14 protein-coding genes are annotated in these 14569 nt (G+C 72.1%); 9 read left to right on the top strand and 5 right to left on the bottom strand.

Annotation, left to right across the window (positions count from 1 at the left end):
- Positions 1-153: 153 nt before the first annotated feature.
- The 3 genes from ACIQWR_RS35700 to ACIQWR_RS35710 all read right to left on the bottom strand — a co-directional run bounded on the left by ACIQWR_RS35700 (position 154) and on the right by ACIQWR_RS35710 (position 2475).
- Positions 154-531 carry a hypothetical protein gene (locus ACIQWR_RS35700; RefSeq protein WP_404018471.1) on the bottom strand — a complete coding sequence of 126 codons (378 nt, stop codon included), beginning with the start codon at positions 529-531 and terminating at the stop codon, positions 154-156.
- A gap of 115 nt (positions 532-646) precedes the next feature.
- Positions 647-1399, bottom strand: coding sequence for an ABC transporter permease (locus tag ACIQWR_RS35705; RefSeq protein WP_404018473.1), 753 nt, complete (start codon positions 1397-1399; stop codon positions 647-649).
- A gap of 14 nt (positions 1400-1413) precedes the next feature.
- Complete coding sequence (locus tag ACIQWR_RS35710) at positions 1414-2475, bottom strand: ATP-binding cassette domain-containing protein (protein ID WP_404018476.1); 1062 nt, start codon at positions 2473-2475, stop codon at positions 1414-1416.
- A 98-nt stretch (positions 2476-2573) separates the two neighbouring features.
- Between ACIQWR_RS35710 and ACIQWR_RS35715 the strand changes: the two genes are divergently transcribed.
- The 4 genes from ACIQWR_RS35715 to ACIQWR_RS35730 all read left to right on the top strand — a co-directional run bounded on the left by ACIQWR_RS35715 (position 2574) and on the right by ACIQWR_RS35730 (position 6036).
- Positions 2574-2798 (top strand): hypothetical protein, encoded by a 225-nt coding sequence (locus ACIQWR_RS35715; RefSeq protein WP_399258946.1) that lies wholly within the window; start codon positions 2574-2576, stop codon positions 2796-2798.
- A gap of 138 nt (positions 2799-2936) precedes the next feature.
- The gene (locus ACIQWR_RS35720) at positions 2937-4109 is read left to right on the top strand and encodes a sensor histidine kinase (RefSeq protein ID WP_404018479.1); all 1173 of its coding nucleotides are present in this window, start codon (positions 2937-2939) and stop codon (positions 4107-4109) included.
- Between the two features lie 4 nt (positions 4110-4113).
- On the top strand, positions 4114-4764 hold the full coding sequence (locus ACIQWR_RS35725) for a response regulator (RefSeq protein WP_404018482.1): 651 nt from the start codon (positions 4114-4116) through the stop codon (positions 4762-4764).
- 111 nt (positions 4765-4875) lie between these two features.
- A complete protein-coding gene (locus tag ACIQWR_RS35730; protein ID WP_404018485.1) occupies positions 4876-6036 on the top strand; it encodes an ROK family transcriptional regulator in 1161 nt (386 codons plus the stop codon).
- A gap of 94 nt (positions 6037-6130) precedes the next feature.
- Here the strand turns inward: ACIQWR_RS35730 and ACIQWR_RS35735 are convergent, their stop codons facing one another.
- Positions 6131-6922, bottom strand: coding sequence for a GntR family transcriptional regulator (locus ACIQWR_RS35735; RefSeq protein ID WP_404018487.1), 792 nt, complete (start codon positions 6920-6922; stop codon positions 6131-6133).
- Between the two features lie 294 nt (positions 6923-7216).
- Here ACIQWR_RS35735 and ACIQWR_RS35740 point away from each other — a divergent pair, with 294 nt between their 5' ends.
- From ACIQWR_RS35740 to ACIQWR_RS35755, 4 genes are all read left to right on the top strand, one after another.
- Entirely contained in the window at positions 7217-8074 is an 858-nt protein-coding gene (locus ACIQWR_RS35740) for an alpha/beta fold hydrolase (RefSeq protein ID WP_404018490.1), read from the top strand.
- A gap of 105 nt (positions 8075-8179) precedes the next feature.
- Positions 8180-9742: an alkaline phosphatase D family protein gene (locus tag ACIQWR_RS35745; protein WP_404018492.1), complete on the top strand. Its 1563-nt coding sequence runs from the start codon at positions 8180-8182 to the stop codon at positions 9740-9742.
- A gap of 111 nt (positions 9743-9853) precedes the next feature.
- Positions 9854-11359 carry a GNAT family N-acetyltransferase gene (locus tag ACIQWR_RS35750; RefSeq protein ID WP_404018494.1) on the top strand — a complete coding sequence of 502 codons (1506 nt, stop codon included), beginning with the start codon at positions 9854-9856 and terminating at the stop codon, positions 11357-11359.
- A 293-nt stretch (positions 11360-11652) separates the two neighbouring features.
- On the top strand, positions 11653-13350 hold the full coding sequence (locus ACIQWR_RS35755; RefSeq protein WP_404018497.1) for a DUF885 domain-containing protein: 1698 nt from the start codon (positions 11653-11655) through the stop codon (positions 13348-13350).
- Positions 13351-13477: 127 nt separating this feature from the next.
- Here ACIQWR_RS35755 and ACIQWR_RS35760 read toward each other — a convergent pair whose 3' ends face one another.
- A complete protein-coding gene (locus ACIQWR_RS35760; protein ID WP_404018500.1) occupies positions 13478-14005 on the bottom strand; it encodes a rhodanese-like domain-containing protein in 528 nt (175 codons plus the stop codon).
- A 94-nt stretch (positions 14006-14099) separates the two neighbouring features.
- Here ACIQWR_RS35760 and ACIQWR_RS35765 point away from each other — a divergent pair, with 94 nt between their 5' ends.
- Positions 14100-14546, top strand: a complete 447-nt coding sequence (locus ACIQWR_RS35765) for an Lrp/AsnC family transcriptional regulator (RefSeq protein WP_399258958.1) — start codon at positions 14100-14102, stop codon at positions 14544-14546.
- Positions 14547-14569 lie beyond the last annotated feature (23 nt).

The following is a 14569-nucleotide window of genomic DNA, read 5'->3' on the forward strand; positions in this document are numbered from 1 at the left end:
CCGGAAGGGTTCACCGTGTCACGGCGCCCGGCACGGCACCTCCCGGCATTGTCGGACCACGACGGTACGTCCAGTACGAGCCGCGGCCCTCCGCCTTGCGATCCACCGCACCGGACACCGCGACCGACCCGGCAAGCCTTCCCGGCCCCAGCACTAGGGAGGATCGATCACCGTGACGGCGGCCATCAGCTGTGGTGAGTGATCGGCTCCCCACTCGGCGACGTACACGACCACCCAGTGCTCCTCGACCCGCCACACGTGTACGTGGTCGGTCGTACCGCACATCTCCCCCCAGGGCTCCTGGACCTCCCCCTCTCTTCCTCCCTCTCCCGAGATCACCCTCGCCAGCAGGCTTCCCAGGTGGAACACCTGCTCCTCCCCCCAGCGCTCCGTCAACCTCTGGGTGAGCGCTCCGTACTCGGCCGAGATCTGCTCGACCCCGGCTATCCGGTCGGCCGCGTCCTCATCGCCGTACCAGCGGCTCTCCCCCAGCTCCACGAGGTGGTAGCCCGGGCCGCTCCGCTCGGTCACCGATCTGCTCCGCGCCGCGGGGAACCCGCGCGTCCGGAGCCGGTCGATTGCCTCGAGGTGCGCTGCCGTCGTCATGTCGTCAGTATCCCCACGACCACTGACAAGTGGCCCGGCGTCACGCGTCCCGTCGGCGTACGGCGATCCCGCCGGCCACCAAGGCGGCCACCGCCCACAAGGCCGTGACGCCCAACCCGACCCACGGGCCGAGGTCTCCTTGCGGGTGGGTGCTCAGCACGAGCTGCCCCGCACGGTCCGGCAGGTACTGCCCCAGGCCACCCACGTGGTCACCGATGACGAACGAGACCAGCAGGACGAAGGGTATGAGCACGCTCAACACAGCCGTCCCGCTGCGCAGTATCGCGGTCAAGCCGGCTGCGAAGAGCATCATCAGGGCGAGGTAGAGCCCGCTCCCGACAACCGCCCGGACCACACCCGGCGATCCCGCACCCAAGGCCCGCTCTCCCATGAGGACCTGACCCGCTACGAAGGTGACGATTCCGCTGAGTTGTCCTGCCACCAGCGCGAGTGCGCCGACGACCACGATCTTGGAAAGATAGAACCGGGTCCGCTGCGGCACCGCGCCCAAGCTCGTCCGCAGCGCCCCGTTGTGGAACTCGCAGGCAACGGCCTTCGTACCGAAGGTGATGGCCGCTATCTGCCCGAAGCCGACACCGTAGAAGGCCAACCGGAGCGGATCGCTCCCGGGTCTCGCCACCTCGGACGGGCCGATCATCACAGCCATGAGCACCTGGATGCCGACGGTTGCGGCGAGTATCGCGACGAGCGCCCCGAGGGTGCCGGGCAGCGACCGTATCTTGATCCATTCCGAGTGCAGGACGGGGACGGTGGGCAAGGCGCGGGCGGTCATGGCTGGTTCTCCAGTCAGGTCGTCTCGGGTACATGCGCGTGTCCGGCGGTTCGGGAAGTCAGGCCAGTACTGGTCGCGACGGCAGCACCGGTGGTGGTGCTGGTGGTGCCGTTGCAGCAGTTGGAGCCGTTGGAGCCAGAGGTACTGCTCCAGGTCGGCGCCGCGCCGGAGCGGGAGGCGAAAGGGGTCGCGTTCGCCGTGAGATCGAGGTAGGCCTGCTCCAACGAGGCACGCCCGTCGGCCAGCTCCAGGAGGGGTATGCCCTCGCGGGCCGCGAGAGCGCCGATCCGCTCGGCCTGCGCGCCGTCGACCCGCCACCGTCCCCCCTCGGCCTCCTCCATGGAGAGCCCGTCGGCGGCGAGGACCTCTCGCATGCGTCTGGGCTCCGAGATGCGCAGCCGTACTCTCGGGGCGCTCCGCGCGTCGATGAACGCCTTCATCGACGTGTCGGCGAGCAGCCTGCCCTGGCCCAGGACGACCAAGTGGTCCACGAACGTCGCACTCTCCGACATCAGATGGCTGGAGACCAGGACCGTCCGCCCCTCAGCCGCGAGCTGCCGGAGCAGTTCCCGGATCCAGATGATGCCTTCGGGGTCGAGCCCGTTCGTCGGCTCGTCCAGGAGCACCACCCCGGGGTCGCCCAACAGCGCCGCGGCTATGCCCAGGCGCTGGCGCATCCCCAAGGAGAAGGTCTTGATCCGCCGCCCGGCCGCGGCGGCCACCCCGACCTCTTCGAGGACGTCGTCGACCCGACGGGCAGGGATGTGGTTGCTGACTGCGAGGGCGAGCAGATGATCACGGGCCGTCCGCCCGCCGTGGGCCGCCTGAGGATCCAGAAGCGCCCCGACGTGGTGCAACGGGTCGTGGAATTCGGTGAAGAGCCGGCCGCCGATGGTGGCGGTGCCGGAGGTGGGCCGGTCCAGGCCCAGCAGGAGCCGCATCGCGGTCGACTTGCCTGCACCGTTGGGTCCGAGGAAGCCCGTGACTCGTCCGGGCCACACCTCGAAGCTGAGGTGGTCCACGGCCCGAGTAGCGCCGTACTCCTTGGTCAGTTCGCGGATCTCGATGTTCTTCATGTCTCAAGATTCGGCGTCGTGCCGTGGCCGATCCTCCCCCATCAGGGGGGAACCCCTCCCCCGTGCGGGGGAGATGACCCGCTGCCTACACTCACCGCGTGAACACCATCAAGTGCACCCAGTGCGGTGTCGTAGGGCTTGAGCAGGGCTTCGTCGAGGACTCCGGAGAGGGCTCACGGGGGTACGCCCGCTGGATAGCCGGTGCGTTGGAACGCGGGGTCTTCGGCGGGGCGAAGCGGCTGGGCCGGCAGCGGTGGCAGATCGATGCGTTCCGGTGTCCGCAGTGCGGCCACCTCGAGCTGTTCGCACGCAACCGCGTCTGACCCCCCGCACGGGCTCGCCGTCTCCTCCGCCTCCCGCACGGGGCGGTTTCAGCTCGCCCCCGTCTCCCCCGTGCAGGGGTGCCCGTCTCCCCCGTGCGGGGGTGCCGGGCCTGATGGGGCGGCTGCCACGATGACGGCATGTACCGAATGCTCCGTGCACCGTTGAAGGCGGTGACCTATACCCGCTGGTTACATCTGTGCGTGCCCACTCTCGTCGTGGCCGTGTGGATGTTCATCTACCCTGCCGCGCCGCTGATGCCCCTGCTCCTGGTGGCGCCGTTCGGCTTGGTGCCCTGGGTCCGCCTGGCCGAGGGCCTCCAAGCACGGTTCTTGCTCGCTCCGCATGACGAAGGAGGCCTCGGCAGCACGATCAGCGCGTCTCCTTCGGCTCATTGGGGCGATCGCTGGCGGACGGTGCTGTGGCTCGAAATACGGCTGGTGGTCTCGTCGGCGGCGCTGTTCTCGACCGTGTTCCTGCTGTCGGCCTCGGTCGAGCTGGGATGCGCCGCCTTCGGCCACCCTTCGGCGGATCCGTGGGTGCCGCTGGAGGTGCCCCGCTGGGTGTCAGCCGTCCTCGCCCCGGTGCCGCTGGTCCTGCTCGCCTCGGCGGTCGTCCTGCTCGGCGAGATGATCACATCGATCGCCGGCCGCCTGCTCGGACCGTCGGCCGCCGAGCGGCTCTCCGCGCTGGAGGAGCGGACCGAGCGATTGCTGGAGCGCAACCGGATCGCCCGCGAGCTGCACGACTCGATCGGTCATGCGCTGACCGTCGCGGTGATGCAGGCCGGGGCGGCCCGCACGGCGGGCAGCCCGGAGTTCACGGAGCGGGCCTTGTGCGCGATCGAGGAGACCGGGCGGGCCGCGCTGGAGGATCTGGAGCGGGTGCTGTTGGTGCTGCGGGAGTCCGCGCAGCCGCCCTCGCAGCGGCCGACCCTCGCGGAGGCGGACCGGCTGCTGGAGTCGGCCCGGGCCTCGGGGGCGAGGGTGGAGAGCGAAGTCACCGGGCCTCTGGACCAGCTGCCCGGGCCGGTCACTCGTGAGGGGTACCGGATCCTGCAGGAAGCACTGACCAATGTGCTGCGGCACTGCGGGCCGGTACCGGTCCGGGTACGGGTGGAGGTGGCTGTCGGGCAGCTCGACCTGGAGGTGACCAACCCGCTTCCGAAGGGGCCGACCCTGATCTCGGGCAGCGGCAGCGGGCTGCGCGGGATGCGGGAGCGGGCCGCGCTGCTGGGCGGTGCGGCCGAAACCGGTCCGCACGAGGGCACTTGGAGGGTGCGCGCCCGGCTCCCGCTGGAGCGAATACGCTGACGGGATGCCCGTCACCGTGCTCCTCGTCGACGATGAACCCCTGGTGCGTGCGGGACTGCGCGCCGTCCTGGACTCCCAGCCCGACATCGAGGTCGTCGGCGAGGCCGCCGACGGGGCCGCCGTGATCCCGCTGGTCCGCCGGCTGCGCCCGGATGTGGTCGCGATGGACGTCAGGATGCCGCTGCTCGACGGGATCGAGGCCACCCGGGCCGTGCTCAAGAGCATCGACGATCCGCCGAAGATCCTTGTGGTCACGACCTTCGAGAACGACGAGTACGTCTACCGGGCCCTGCGCGCCGGGGCCGACGGGTTCCTCTTGAAGCGGGCCCGGCCCTCGGAGATCGTCCACGCGGTGCGGCTCGTGGCGGAGGGCGAGACCCTGCTCTTCCCGGCGGCGGTGCGCGCACTGGCCGCCGAGTACGGGAACCGGGCCGCTCGGAGCACGCTGGAGCGGGCGGCGCTGACCGAACGGGAGGAGTCGGTGTTGCGGCTGATGGCACGGGGGTTGACGAACGCGGAGATCGCCGGAGAGCTGTTCGTCGGCACGGAGACCGTGAAGTCCCATGTGAGTGCGGTGCTGGCGAAGCTGGGGGCGCGGGACCGGACCCAGGCAGTGATCATGGCGTACGAATCGGGGTTCGTCAGCCCGGCCTGAGAGCGAAGAGAGGAGGCATCGATTCCGGCCGATGGGGGGCCGCTTCTCGCCGTCACCCAGTGTGCGCAGTACGATCCGGCTGAACAAGCTCGCTAGCTGGGAGGACACACGTTGGGGCAGCTGACCGGCGGGGACCCCTCGCTGCTTCGGCGGATCAATTCCGCCGTGGTCCTGCGGGCGCTTCGCGCGGCCGAATCACCGACGCTCACCGATCTCACCCGACTGACCGGGCTCTCGCGACCTACGGTCGAGGGAGTCGTCGAGGGACTCATCGGCACCGGGCTCGTCGTGGAGGCCGAGGCGGAGGAGGGTGCCCGCAGACAAGGACGGCCGGCCAGGCGGTTCCGGTTCCGTGCGGAGGCAGGCCATCTGCTCGGGATCGAGATCGGCTCGCACCGGGTCGCGGCGCTGCTCTCCGGGCTGGACGGACGGGTGATCGGGGCCGGTACCAAGGAGGTCGACGAGTCGGCTTCGGCCGACGAGCGGCTCGACCGAGTCCGGGCCACGGTCGCCGACCTGCTCCGGCGCGCCGGAGTACCGAGGGACTCCTTGCGCGCGGTCGGTGTCGGCAGCCCGGGCATCGTGGAGGCGGACGGCACGGTCCGCCTGTGCACCGCCCTTCCGGGCTGGACCGGGCTCCCGCTCGGCGAGCGGTTGCAGCGGTCCTTCCGCTGCCCGGTCCAGGTGGAGAACGACGCCAATGCGGCGGCGGTCGCCGAACACTGGAAGGGCACGGGGCGGGACACGGACGACCTGGTGTTCGTCATGGCGGGCCTCAGCCCGGGTGCCGGTTCGCTGATCAACGGGCGGCTGCACCGCGGCTTCGGCGGCGCGGCGGGCGAGATCGGTGCGCTGCACCTGCTGGGCCGCGACGTGACGCCGGAAAGGTTGCTGTCGACCAACGGGGAACCTCTGCACCCGCTGGACGAGCAGGCCGTCGCCGCCGTGTTCGCGCTGGCCAAGCGGGGTGACGAGGGGGCGATGGCCGCGGTGGAGCGGTTCATCCAGCGCCTGGTGCACGACGTCGCCGCGCTGGTCCTGGCGATGGATCCGGAGCTGGTCGTGGTCGGCGGCTGGGCCGCCGGGCTCGACGGGGTCCTGGATCCGCTGCGGCGGGAGCTGGAGCGGTACTGCCTGCGCCCGCCGCGCGTGGCCCTGTCCCTGCTCGGGGAGGCGGCGGTGGCGACCGGAGCCCTGCGGCTGGCGCTGGACCAGGCGGAGGAAGAGCTCTTCGCGGTGGAGAAGCCGGCCGCGGCGCGCGGCCGCGCCTGATACCGCACCGGCTACGCCGCGAGGCGGCCCCTCGGAAGGGGCCGCCTCGGGTGGTGCGCAGAGCGGGGTGGACCTGCGGGCGGGCGCCCGCCGGTCAGGAGGCGACGAGCGTCTCCGCGTGGTGGCTTATCCGGACGTCGCCCGAGTCGTCGAAGGTCAGCCGGCAGGTGTCCGCGCGGTAGGTCGCGACGGAGACGGCCGCAGTGCCCTCGGCCGTGAAGTAGCGGGTGGTGACCAGCAGCACCGGGGCTCCCGGCAGCCGGTCGAGCTCCTTGGCGTCGTCGGCGCGGGCCGAGCCGAGTTCCACGGACCGGTCCTGCCCCTCCAGCGCCAGGCGCTGCAGCTCACGCAGCACGGCGCGGGCGCGGGCGGGTCCGGCGGGAGCGTCTATGCCGGAGAGACCCGGCACCGAGGAGCCGGGGACGTACAGCAGCTCGGCCGCGACGGCCTGGCCCTGGGTGACCCGGGTCCGGCGCACGGTGTGCACGGTGTGCACGGTCTGGTCGGTGCCGAAGGGGACGGCGGAGGCGGTGCCGAGGAGCTTGGCGACCGCGGCGCTGGGCAGGGTCTCGGCCGCGTCCACGAGCTGCCACCCGTCGACGGCCTCGCCGGGCCAGGCGTGCTGGGTGGTGCCGACGGCGACGCCCACCCGCGGCGGGGCCACGGTGGTGCCGACACCGCGTCGGCGCTGGAGCCTGCCTTCGAGTTCCAGCTGTTCGAGGGCCTGGCGCAGGGTCGCGCGGGCGACGCCGAAGCGGGCGGCCAGGTCACGCTCGTTGGGCAGCACCTCGCCCACGGCGAAGTCCTGGTCGAGCGCCTCGCTGAGCACGGTCTTGAGGTGCCAGTACTTCGGCTCCGGCACCGATTCGAGCTGCGTGGTCCCCACCCTGACTCCTCCTGCCATCGCTGCAATCGCCGTGTTCCAGCGGCAGTTCCGCGCCTTTGTTTATTAAAGGTCCTTGCACTATCCCTGCGACGATAGGACGGCTCCCGGACTTGGTCAAGACCAATCCTCATCCCTATGCCGGGCATAACGGGTATTCGTATCAAGCCGTTCACAGGATGTTCTCGGCGCTCCCGGAGGCTTGTAGTCGGGTGCTACCGGGCGGTAATCATTACTGACAGCGAGTCTCACAGCCCTCACCGCCGCACCGGTCCACCACCGCACCCGAGGAGCAGCATGACCAGCACCGCCTCCTTCACCATCGACTCCCCGATCGGCCCCCGCACGATGACCGTCGCCTACGAGCGCAAGGGAGCGGGCGAACCGATCCTGCTGCTCCACGGCATCGGCCACCACTTCCAGGCGTGGCGCCCGGTCACCGACGTCCTGGCCGCCGACCACGACGTCATCGCGGTCGACCTGCCCGGCTTCGGCGCCTCCGCCCCGCTGCCGGAGGGGGTCCCCTACGACCTCGACACCGTCGCCCCCGCCCTCGGCGCCCTCTGCACGGCCCTCGGCGTCGAGCGCCCCCACGTGGCGGGCAACTCCCTCGGGGGTCTGCTCGCCCTGGCCATGGGGCGCGCCGGACTGGCCCGCTCCGTGACCGCCCTCTCCCCCGCCGGATTCTGGAGCGAGACCGAGCGCCGCTACGCCTTCGGGGCGCTCCGTGCGATGCGGGCCGGGGCCCACGCCCTCCCGCTGCCCGCCGTGGAGCGGCTCTCCCGCAGCGCCGTGGGCCGCGCCGCCCTCACCGGCACCATCTACGCCCGTCCCGGCCGGCGCTCCCCCGAAGCCGTGGTCGCGGAGACCCTCGCCCTGCGCGGAGCCACCGGCTTCGACTCCACGCTGGCCGCCGGGGGGTCCGTACGGTTCACCGACGACGTGCCCGGGGTGCCGGTCACCATCGCCTGGGGCGAACGGGACCGGCTGCTGCTGCGCCGTCAGGGCGTACGCGCCAAGCACACGATCCCCGGCGCGCGGTTGGTCCGGCTGCCGGGTTGCGGTCACGTCCCGATGAACGACGACCCCGCGCTCGTCGCCCGGGTCATCCTCGACACGGTCCGCGCCGAGCTCCCGACCCCGACCGTCGGCTGACGGCTGTTCATCCACGGTTCGCGTGCGCGACGCGGGCGGGCCGGTGTGCCGGCGGCACACTGGTCCGGCCCGTGCGAGCCCGACCGGAACCCTGGAGACGCACCGATGCCGCACACCCGCCGGACCCTGCTCACCGGTTCGCTCGCGGCCTCCGCCGCGCTCGCCCTCCCGCTCGGCCCGGCGGCTCCGGCCTTCGCCCGGTCCGGTCGCCCGAGCGCGTCGTGGGGCGCCCAGTCCGGTGAGGTCACGGAGGGGTCCGCGCTCGTCTGGACCCGGTCCGACCGCCCCGCGCGCATGTACGTCGAGACCTCGCCCACCGAATCGTTCCGCCGCGGGGTGCGCCGGCACCCCGGGCCCCTGCTCGGACCGGCCACGGACTTCACCGGCACCACCCCCCTGCGCGGCCTCCCGCCGGGCGCGGAGGTCCACTACCGCGTGGTGGTGGCCGATCCGGACGACCCGCGGCGCAGCGGCGAGCCCGTCTACGGCAGCCTGCGCACGACGCCCGTCTCGCGCCGCTCCGACGTCCGCTTCCTGTGGTCCGGTGACCTCGCGGGCCAGGGCTGGGGCATCAATCCGGACCTCGGCGGCTACCGCGTCTTCGACGAGATGCGCCTGCGCGACCCCGACTTCTTCCTCTTCAGCGGGGACACCATCTACGCGGACGGTCCGCTCCAGCCGAGCGTGACGCTGCCGGACGGTCGGATCTGGCGCAACGTGACCACCGAGGAGAAGTCGAAGGTCGCCGAGACCCTGGCGGAGTTCCGCGGGAACTTCCGCTACAACCTGCTCGATCGCCACCTCACCGCCTTCAACGCCCGGGTCCCGGTGATCGCCCAGTGGGACGATCACGAGGTGTGCAACAACTGGTACCCCGGTCAACTGCTGGAGGACCCGCGCTACACGGTCAAGCAGGTCGACGTGCTGGCCGAGCGGGCCCGCCGGGCCTTCGGCGAGTACTTCCCGGGCCTCGCGATCGACCCCTCCACCCGCGCCGAGGGCCGGGTGCACCGGGTCGTGCGCCGGGGCCCGCTGCTCGACGTGTTCGTCCTCGACATGCGCACCTACCGCAACGCCAACTCCCCGGACCGCCAGGACGCCGACCCCGTCGGCATCCTGGGCGCGGAGCAGTTGGCCTGGCTGAAGCGGGAACTTTCCCGGTCCCGCGCCACCTGGAAGGTGATCGCGGCCGACATGCCGCTCGGCATCGTCGTCGCCGACGGCGCGACCGACTTCGAGGCGGTCGCCCAGGGTGACCCCGGTGCCCCGCTGGGCCGGGAACTCCAGATCGCCGAGCTGCTGCGCCACATCAAGCACCAGCGCATCACCGGCACCCTGTGGCTCACCGCGGACGTCCACTACACGGCGGCCAACCACTACGCCCCCGAGCGGGCGGCCTTCCGCGACTTCGCTCCCTTCTGGGAGTTCGTGTCCGGACCCGTCGGCGCGGGCGGCTTCCCGCACGGACGGCTCGACGCGACCTTCGGCCCCGAGACGGCCTTCGTGCAGTCGGCGCCGGTGGCCAACATGTCCCCGGCCGAGAACCCGCCGTACTACGGAGAAGTGGAGATCGACGGGGCGAGCGGGGAGCTGACCGTTCGACTGCGCCGCCAGGGCGGCGACGTACTCTTCACCAAGACGCTCCGGCCGGGTCGGGTGGGCCAGTAGTCATGGGAGCGACGAACCGGAAAACCGGACGAAATCGAGCGGATCGACACTTAACCAGTCGGTCACAAACCGTTCGTGATCACGCAACACCCCCGCGTCACAGTGGTGTGCATGACTGACCGCAGCCCCGCCACCGCCCACCCTGCCCACCGCCCCCAGCGCGCCCACCACTGGCGCCACGACCTCGTGGAGCTGGCCGCACTGTTCTGCGCCGTGGCGGTCGCCGACGCCTTGGCCAATCTCGTGGTGCACGGTCCGAGCGGGCCCGTGATGCTGGTGGCCTCGGCGGTCGCGCTCCTGGTCACCGCCGGGTTCCACACCTGGTGGGCCCGCCGCCACAGCCACGCGCCTCCCCCGGGCCAGGCGGCCCCCTCCGATACCGGCGCCCCGACCGAGGGCCGGGCCGGGGGCCTGGCCACGTCGTCGGAGCCCGCGCGTTCAGGCGCCGGTGCGCCGGACGCGGCGTCCGACCCGACGACCGCCGGCTCCACCGCGCTGTGGCGGATGCGCACGACCGTACGGGACGAACCCGGCAGCCTCGCCGCGCTGTGCACCGCGCTGGCCCACCACGCCGTCGACATCCTGACGCTCCAGACGCACCCGCTCCCCGAGGGCGGCACGGTCGACGAATTCCTGCTGCGCGCCCCCCAGGAGCTGGCCTCCGCCGAGCTGACCCGCGCCGTCGCCCGGGCGGGCGGTCACAGCACCTGGATCGAGCGCGCGGACGCCCACGACCTCGTCGACACGCCGACCCGGGTGCTGGGGCTGGCCACCCGGACCGCCCTCGACGCCGCCGAACTGCCGCTCGCGCTGCGCCAGCTCCTCGGCCGTTGCACGATCCACTCGATCCCGGCCACCACCCTCACCGGCCGCCCCAACGCGGCCGCCCACGCCCCGGTCGAAGGCGTGTTGGAGTCCACCACGATGCGGCTGCGCGACCCCTCGGGCGGAGCGATCACCGTCGACCGCCCCCACCTGCCCTTCACCCCGACCGAGTTCGCCCGCGCTCGCGCCCTGGTCGAGCTGGACGCCCGGCTCGGCCCGCGCGTCCCGCGCAGCCAGGACGTGCTGACCCTGCCCGAGGGCAACGAGATCACCGTGCGCCGCGCCGACGGCTCCGACCTGCCGGCCGCGCGCGCGATGCACGACCGCTGCTCCGAGCGGACGCTGGGCCTGCGCTACCACGGTCCGGTCGCCGACGCGGACCGCTACCTCGGCCACCTGCTGAGCCCGCGCTTCGGCCGCACCCTGGCCGCCACCACGGCCTCCGGCAAGCTGGTCGCCCTCGGTCACCTGCTGTGGGACGGGGACGAGACCGAGGTGGCACTGCTCATCGAGGACGACTGGCAGCGCCGCGGCATCGGCTCCGAGCTGCTCGGCAGGCTCGTCTCGATGGCGGTCGAGGCCCGCTGCGACAGCGTGTACGCCGTCACGCAGGCCTCGAACACAGGCATGGTGGCGGCCATGCGCGGTCTCGGGCTCCCGCTCGACTACCAGATCGAGGAGGGCACCCTGGTGATCACGGCCCGCCTGGACACCACCACGGTCGGCTCCGGGGCGACGTTCCGGCAGCAGGCCGAGCAGCGCCCGTACGAGAGCCCGCGCCACCAGAACTGACGCGCGCGCCGGACGTCCGGCCCCCGCGCCGACCCCGGGTGGTGCATCCGCTCCCCCGGGGCCGGCGGCGTACCCGGCAGACACGGCGCGACACGGCGCGACACGGCGCCGGTGCCGGTACCGGTACCGGCACCGGCACCGGCACGACACCGCACCCCGTGGCGCGAAATCGCCCGTGCCGGCCGCGGATGCCCTTTCATGGAGGCGGACGCAGCACTCCGTTCCGGCCCGCGTCAGGCTGCTGACAGCGAACGGTAGTGACGCGGACGGGTCTCCCGTATGAAGATGTCCGCATGTCAGACACCCTCCACAGCGGCAACCAGCTGCCCCGCCAGGTCGCGGACGCGTACGTCGACGACCTCATCGCACTCGACCCGATCACCGGCACCTACCTCGGTGTCGCCGCGAGTTCCACCAAACTCCCGGACTTCTCCCCCGCCGGGCGCGAGGCCTCCGCCGAACTCGCCCGCACCACCCTCGCCAAGCTCGACGCCGCCGAACAGCTCCCCGGCGGCGACAGCGACGCCGAGCGCCGCTGCGCCCGTCTGCTGCGCGAGCGGCTGACCGCCGAACTCGCCGTGCACGAAGCGGACGAGGACCTGCGCGCGGTCAGCAACATCCACTCCCCGGTGCACAGCGTCCGCGAGGTCTTCACCCTGACCCCCGCCGACACGGACGAGGACTGGGCCGCGATCGCCGAGCGGCTGCGCGGAGTTCCCGCCGCCCTCGCCGGCTACCGCGAGTGTCTCCAGCTCGGCCTCGACCGCGGTCTGCACGGCAGCCCGCGCCCCACCGCCACCTTCATCGGCCAGCTCGGCACCTGGGTCGGCGAGGGCGGCGAGGGCCCCGGCTTCTTCGCCGACTTCGCCGCGGCCGGCCCCGAGTCGCTGCGGAGCGAGCTCGACGCGGCCGTCGAGGGTGCGAACGCCGCCGTCGTCTCGCTGCGCGACTGGATGCGCGACGTGTACGCCCCCGCCGTCAAGGGCGCCCCGGACCCGGTGGGCCGCGAGCGCTACGCCCGCTGGTCGCGCTACTTCAACGGCACGGACCTCGACCTGGACGAGGCGTACGCCTACGGCTGGTCGGAGTACCACCGGCTGCTCGCCGAGATGAAGACCGAGGCGGCCAAGATCCTTCCCGGCGCCGGTCCCTGGGACGCGCTGCGCCACCTCGACGAGCACGGCACCCACATCGAGGGCGTCGACGAGGTCCAGGCGTGGCTGCAGGGCATCATGGACGAGGCCATCGAGAACCTCGACGGCACCCACTTCGAACTCGCCGAGCGGGTCCGCAAGGTGGAGTCCCGGATCGCCCCGGCGGGCGGCGCCGCGGCGCCGTACTACACCTCGCCCTCGGAGGACTTCTCGCGGCCGGGCCGCACCTGGCTGCCGACCATGGGCCAGACCCGCTTCCCCGTCTACGACCTGGTCTCGACCTGGTACCACGAGGGCGTTCCGGGCCACCACCTCCAGCTCGCGCAGTGGACGCACGTGGCGGACCAGCTCTCCCGCTACCAGGCCACCGTGGGCATCGTCAGCGCCAACGCCGAGGGCTGGGCGCTGTACGCGGAGCGCCTGATGGACGAGCTGGGCTACCTCAAGGACGCCGAGCAGCGCTTGGGCTACCTGGACTGCCAGATGATGCGCGCCGCACGGGTCATCGTGGACATCGGCATGCACCTGGGCCTGGAGATCCCGGCGGACTCGCCGTTCCACCCGGGCGAGACGTGGACCGTGGACCTGGCGCAGGAGTTCTTCGGGCTGCACAGCGGCCGCCCGGCCGACTTCATCGAGAGCGAGCTGACCCGCTACGTCTCGATGCCGGGCCAGGCGATCGGCTACAAGCTGGGCGAGCGCGCCTGGCTGCTGGGCCGGGACAACGCCCGCGCCGCGCACGGCGAGTCCTTCGACCTGAAGGCCTGGCACATGGCGGCCCTCTCGCAGGGTTCGCTGGGCCTGGACGACCTGGTGGACGAGCTGTCGAAGCTCTGATCGCATGTCGACCGCGAGTCGACCGCGCGCTGACCGCACTCCGGTCGGCCCATGACGACGGGCCGTTCGCCCCCGGCGGGGGGGGGGGCGAACGGCCCGTCGTCGTGCGCGGCCCGCGGGGCGGGTGTCAGCAGCCGCAGTCGTCGGAGTCGGTGGGGGCGGTCAGCGGGTCGGCCTCGGCGCGCTGCTCGCTGCCCTGCCAGGTCTCGACCTCGAAGCCCTCGCGGATCCAGTACTCGATGCCGCCGAGCATCTCCTTGACCTGGAAGCCGAGCTGGGCGAGGGCGAGGGCGGAGCGGGTGGCGCCGTTGCAGCCCGGACCCCAGCAGTAGGTGACCACGGGCACGTTCTTGTCGAGGAGCCGCTCGGCCTGTTCGGGGACGAGGGCCGTGGGCAGGTGGATCGCCCCGGGGACGTGCGCCTGGTCCCAGGAGGGGGTGGAGCGCGAGTCGATGATCTGGAAGCCGAGCTCGACGCCCTGCTCGCGGTGGGCCTTGAGGGCGCCGGCGACGTCGGAGACGTCGGCGTGGAAGGCGAGGCTGGCGGCGAAGTAGGCGGCGGCCACGGCCGGGGCGGCCGGGGGCACCCGCAGGACGGAGTTGGTGGCGGGCACGGTGGTGGCGGGCACGGTGGTGGGCTGCTGCGTCGTCGTCATGGCTCAAAATCTACGATCGACTGATCATTTTCGGAAGTGGAATTCCACTGCCATCACCTTGTCCAACCGTGATTTCCCCTGCTAGACCTGGCACATGACCGACTATTCCCCCGACGCCACCGACTGGCGCATCCTGGAAGCCCTCCAGCAGGACGGCCGCGCCAGCTTCGCCGAGCTGGCGCGCGCGGTCTCGATGTCCCCGAGCGCCGTCACCGAGCGGGTGCGCCGGCTGGAGGAGGCGGGCGTGATCACCGGGTACACCGCGGTGGTCGCCCCGGAGAAGCTCGGCAAGTCCATCATGGCGCTGGTCCGGCTGCGCTACCCGCACGGGAACTACAAGCCGTTCCACGCCCTGCTGGAGAGCACCCCGGAGATCCTGGAGGCCCACCACGTGACGGGGGACGACTGCTTCGTCCTCAAGGTCGTGACCCGCTCGATGGCACATCTGGAAGAGATCACGGGCAAGATCGCCGGACTCGGATCGGTGACGACGAGCGTCATCTACTCCTCGCCGCTGTCCCGCCGCCCCCTCAGTCCGTGACGGAGCGCGAGGGCCGACTACAG

The organism is Streptomyces sp. NPDC098789 (assembly GCF_044759975.1).
Classification (GTDB): Bacteria; Actinomycetota; Actinomycetes; order Streptomycetales; family Streptomycetaceae; genus Streptomyces.

Coding starts and splice junctions, on each gene's coding strand:
- ACIQWR_RS35705 (WP_404018473.1), bottom strand. CDS start 1,399: ATGACCGCCCGCGCCTTGCCCACCGTCCCCGTCCTGCACTCGGAATGG.
- ACIQWR_RS35710 (WP_404018476.1), bottom strand. CDS start 2,475: ATGAAGAACATCGAGATCCGCGAACTGACCAAGGAGTACGGCGCTACT.
- ACIQWR_RS35720 (WP_404018479.1), top strand. CDS start 2,937: ATGTACCGAATGCTCCGTGCACCGTTGAAGGCGGTGACCTATACCCGC.
- ACIQWR_RS35725 (WP_404018482.1), top strand. CDS start 4,114: ATGCCCGTCACCGTGCTCCTCGTCGACGATGAACCCCTGGTGCGTGCG.
- ACIQWR_RS35740 (WP_404018490.1), top strand. CDS start 7,217: ATGACCAGCACCGCCTCCTTCACCATCGACTCCCCGATCGGCCCCCGC.
- ACIQWR_RS35745 (WP_404018492.1), top strand. CDS start 8,180: ATGCCGCACACCCGCCGGACCCTGCTCACCGGTTCGCTCGCGGCCTCC.
- ACIQWR_RS35750 (WP_404018494.1), top strand. CDS start 9,854: ATGACTGACCGCAGCCCCGCCACCGCCCACCCTGCCCACCGCCCCCAG.
- ACIQWR_RS35755 (WP_404018497.1), top strand. CDS start 11,653: ATGTCAGACACCCTCCACAGCGGCAACCAGCTGCCCCGCCAGGTCGCG.
- ACIQWR_RS35760 (WP_404018500.1), bottom strand. CDS start 14,005: ATGACGACGACGCAGCAGCCCACCACCGTGCCCGCCACCACCGTGCCC.
- ACIQWR_RS35765 (WP_399258958.1), top strand. CDS start 14,100: ATGACCGACTATTCCCCCGACGCCACCGACTGGCGCATCCTGGAAGCC.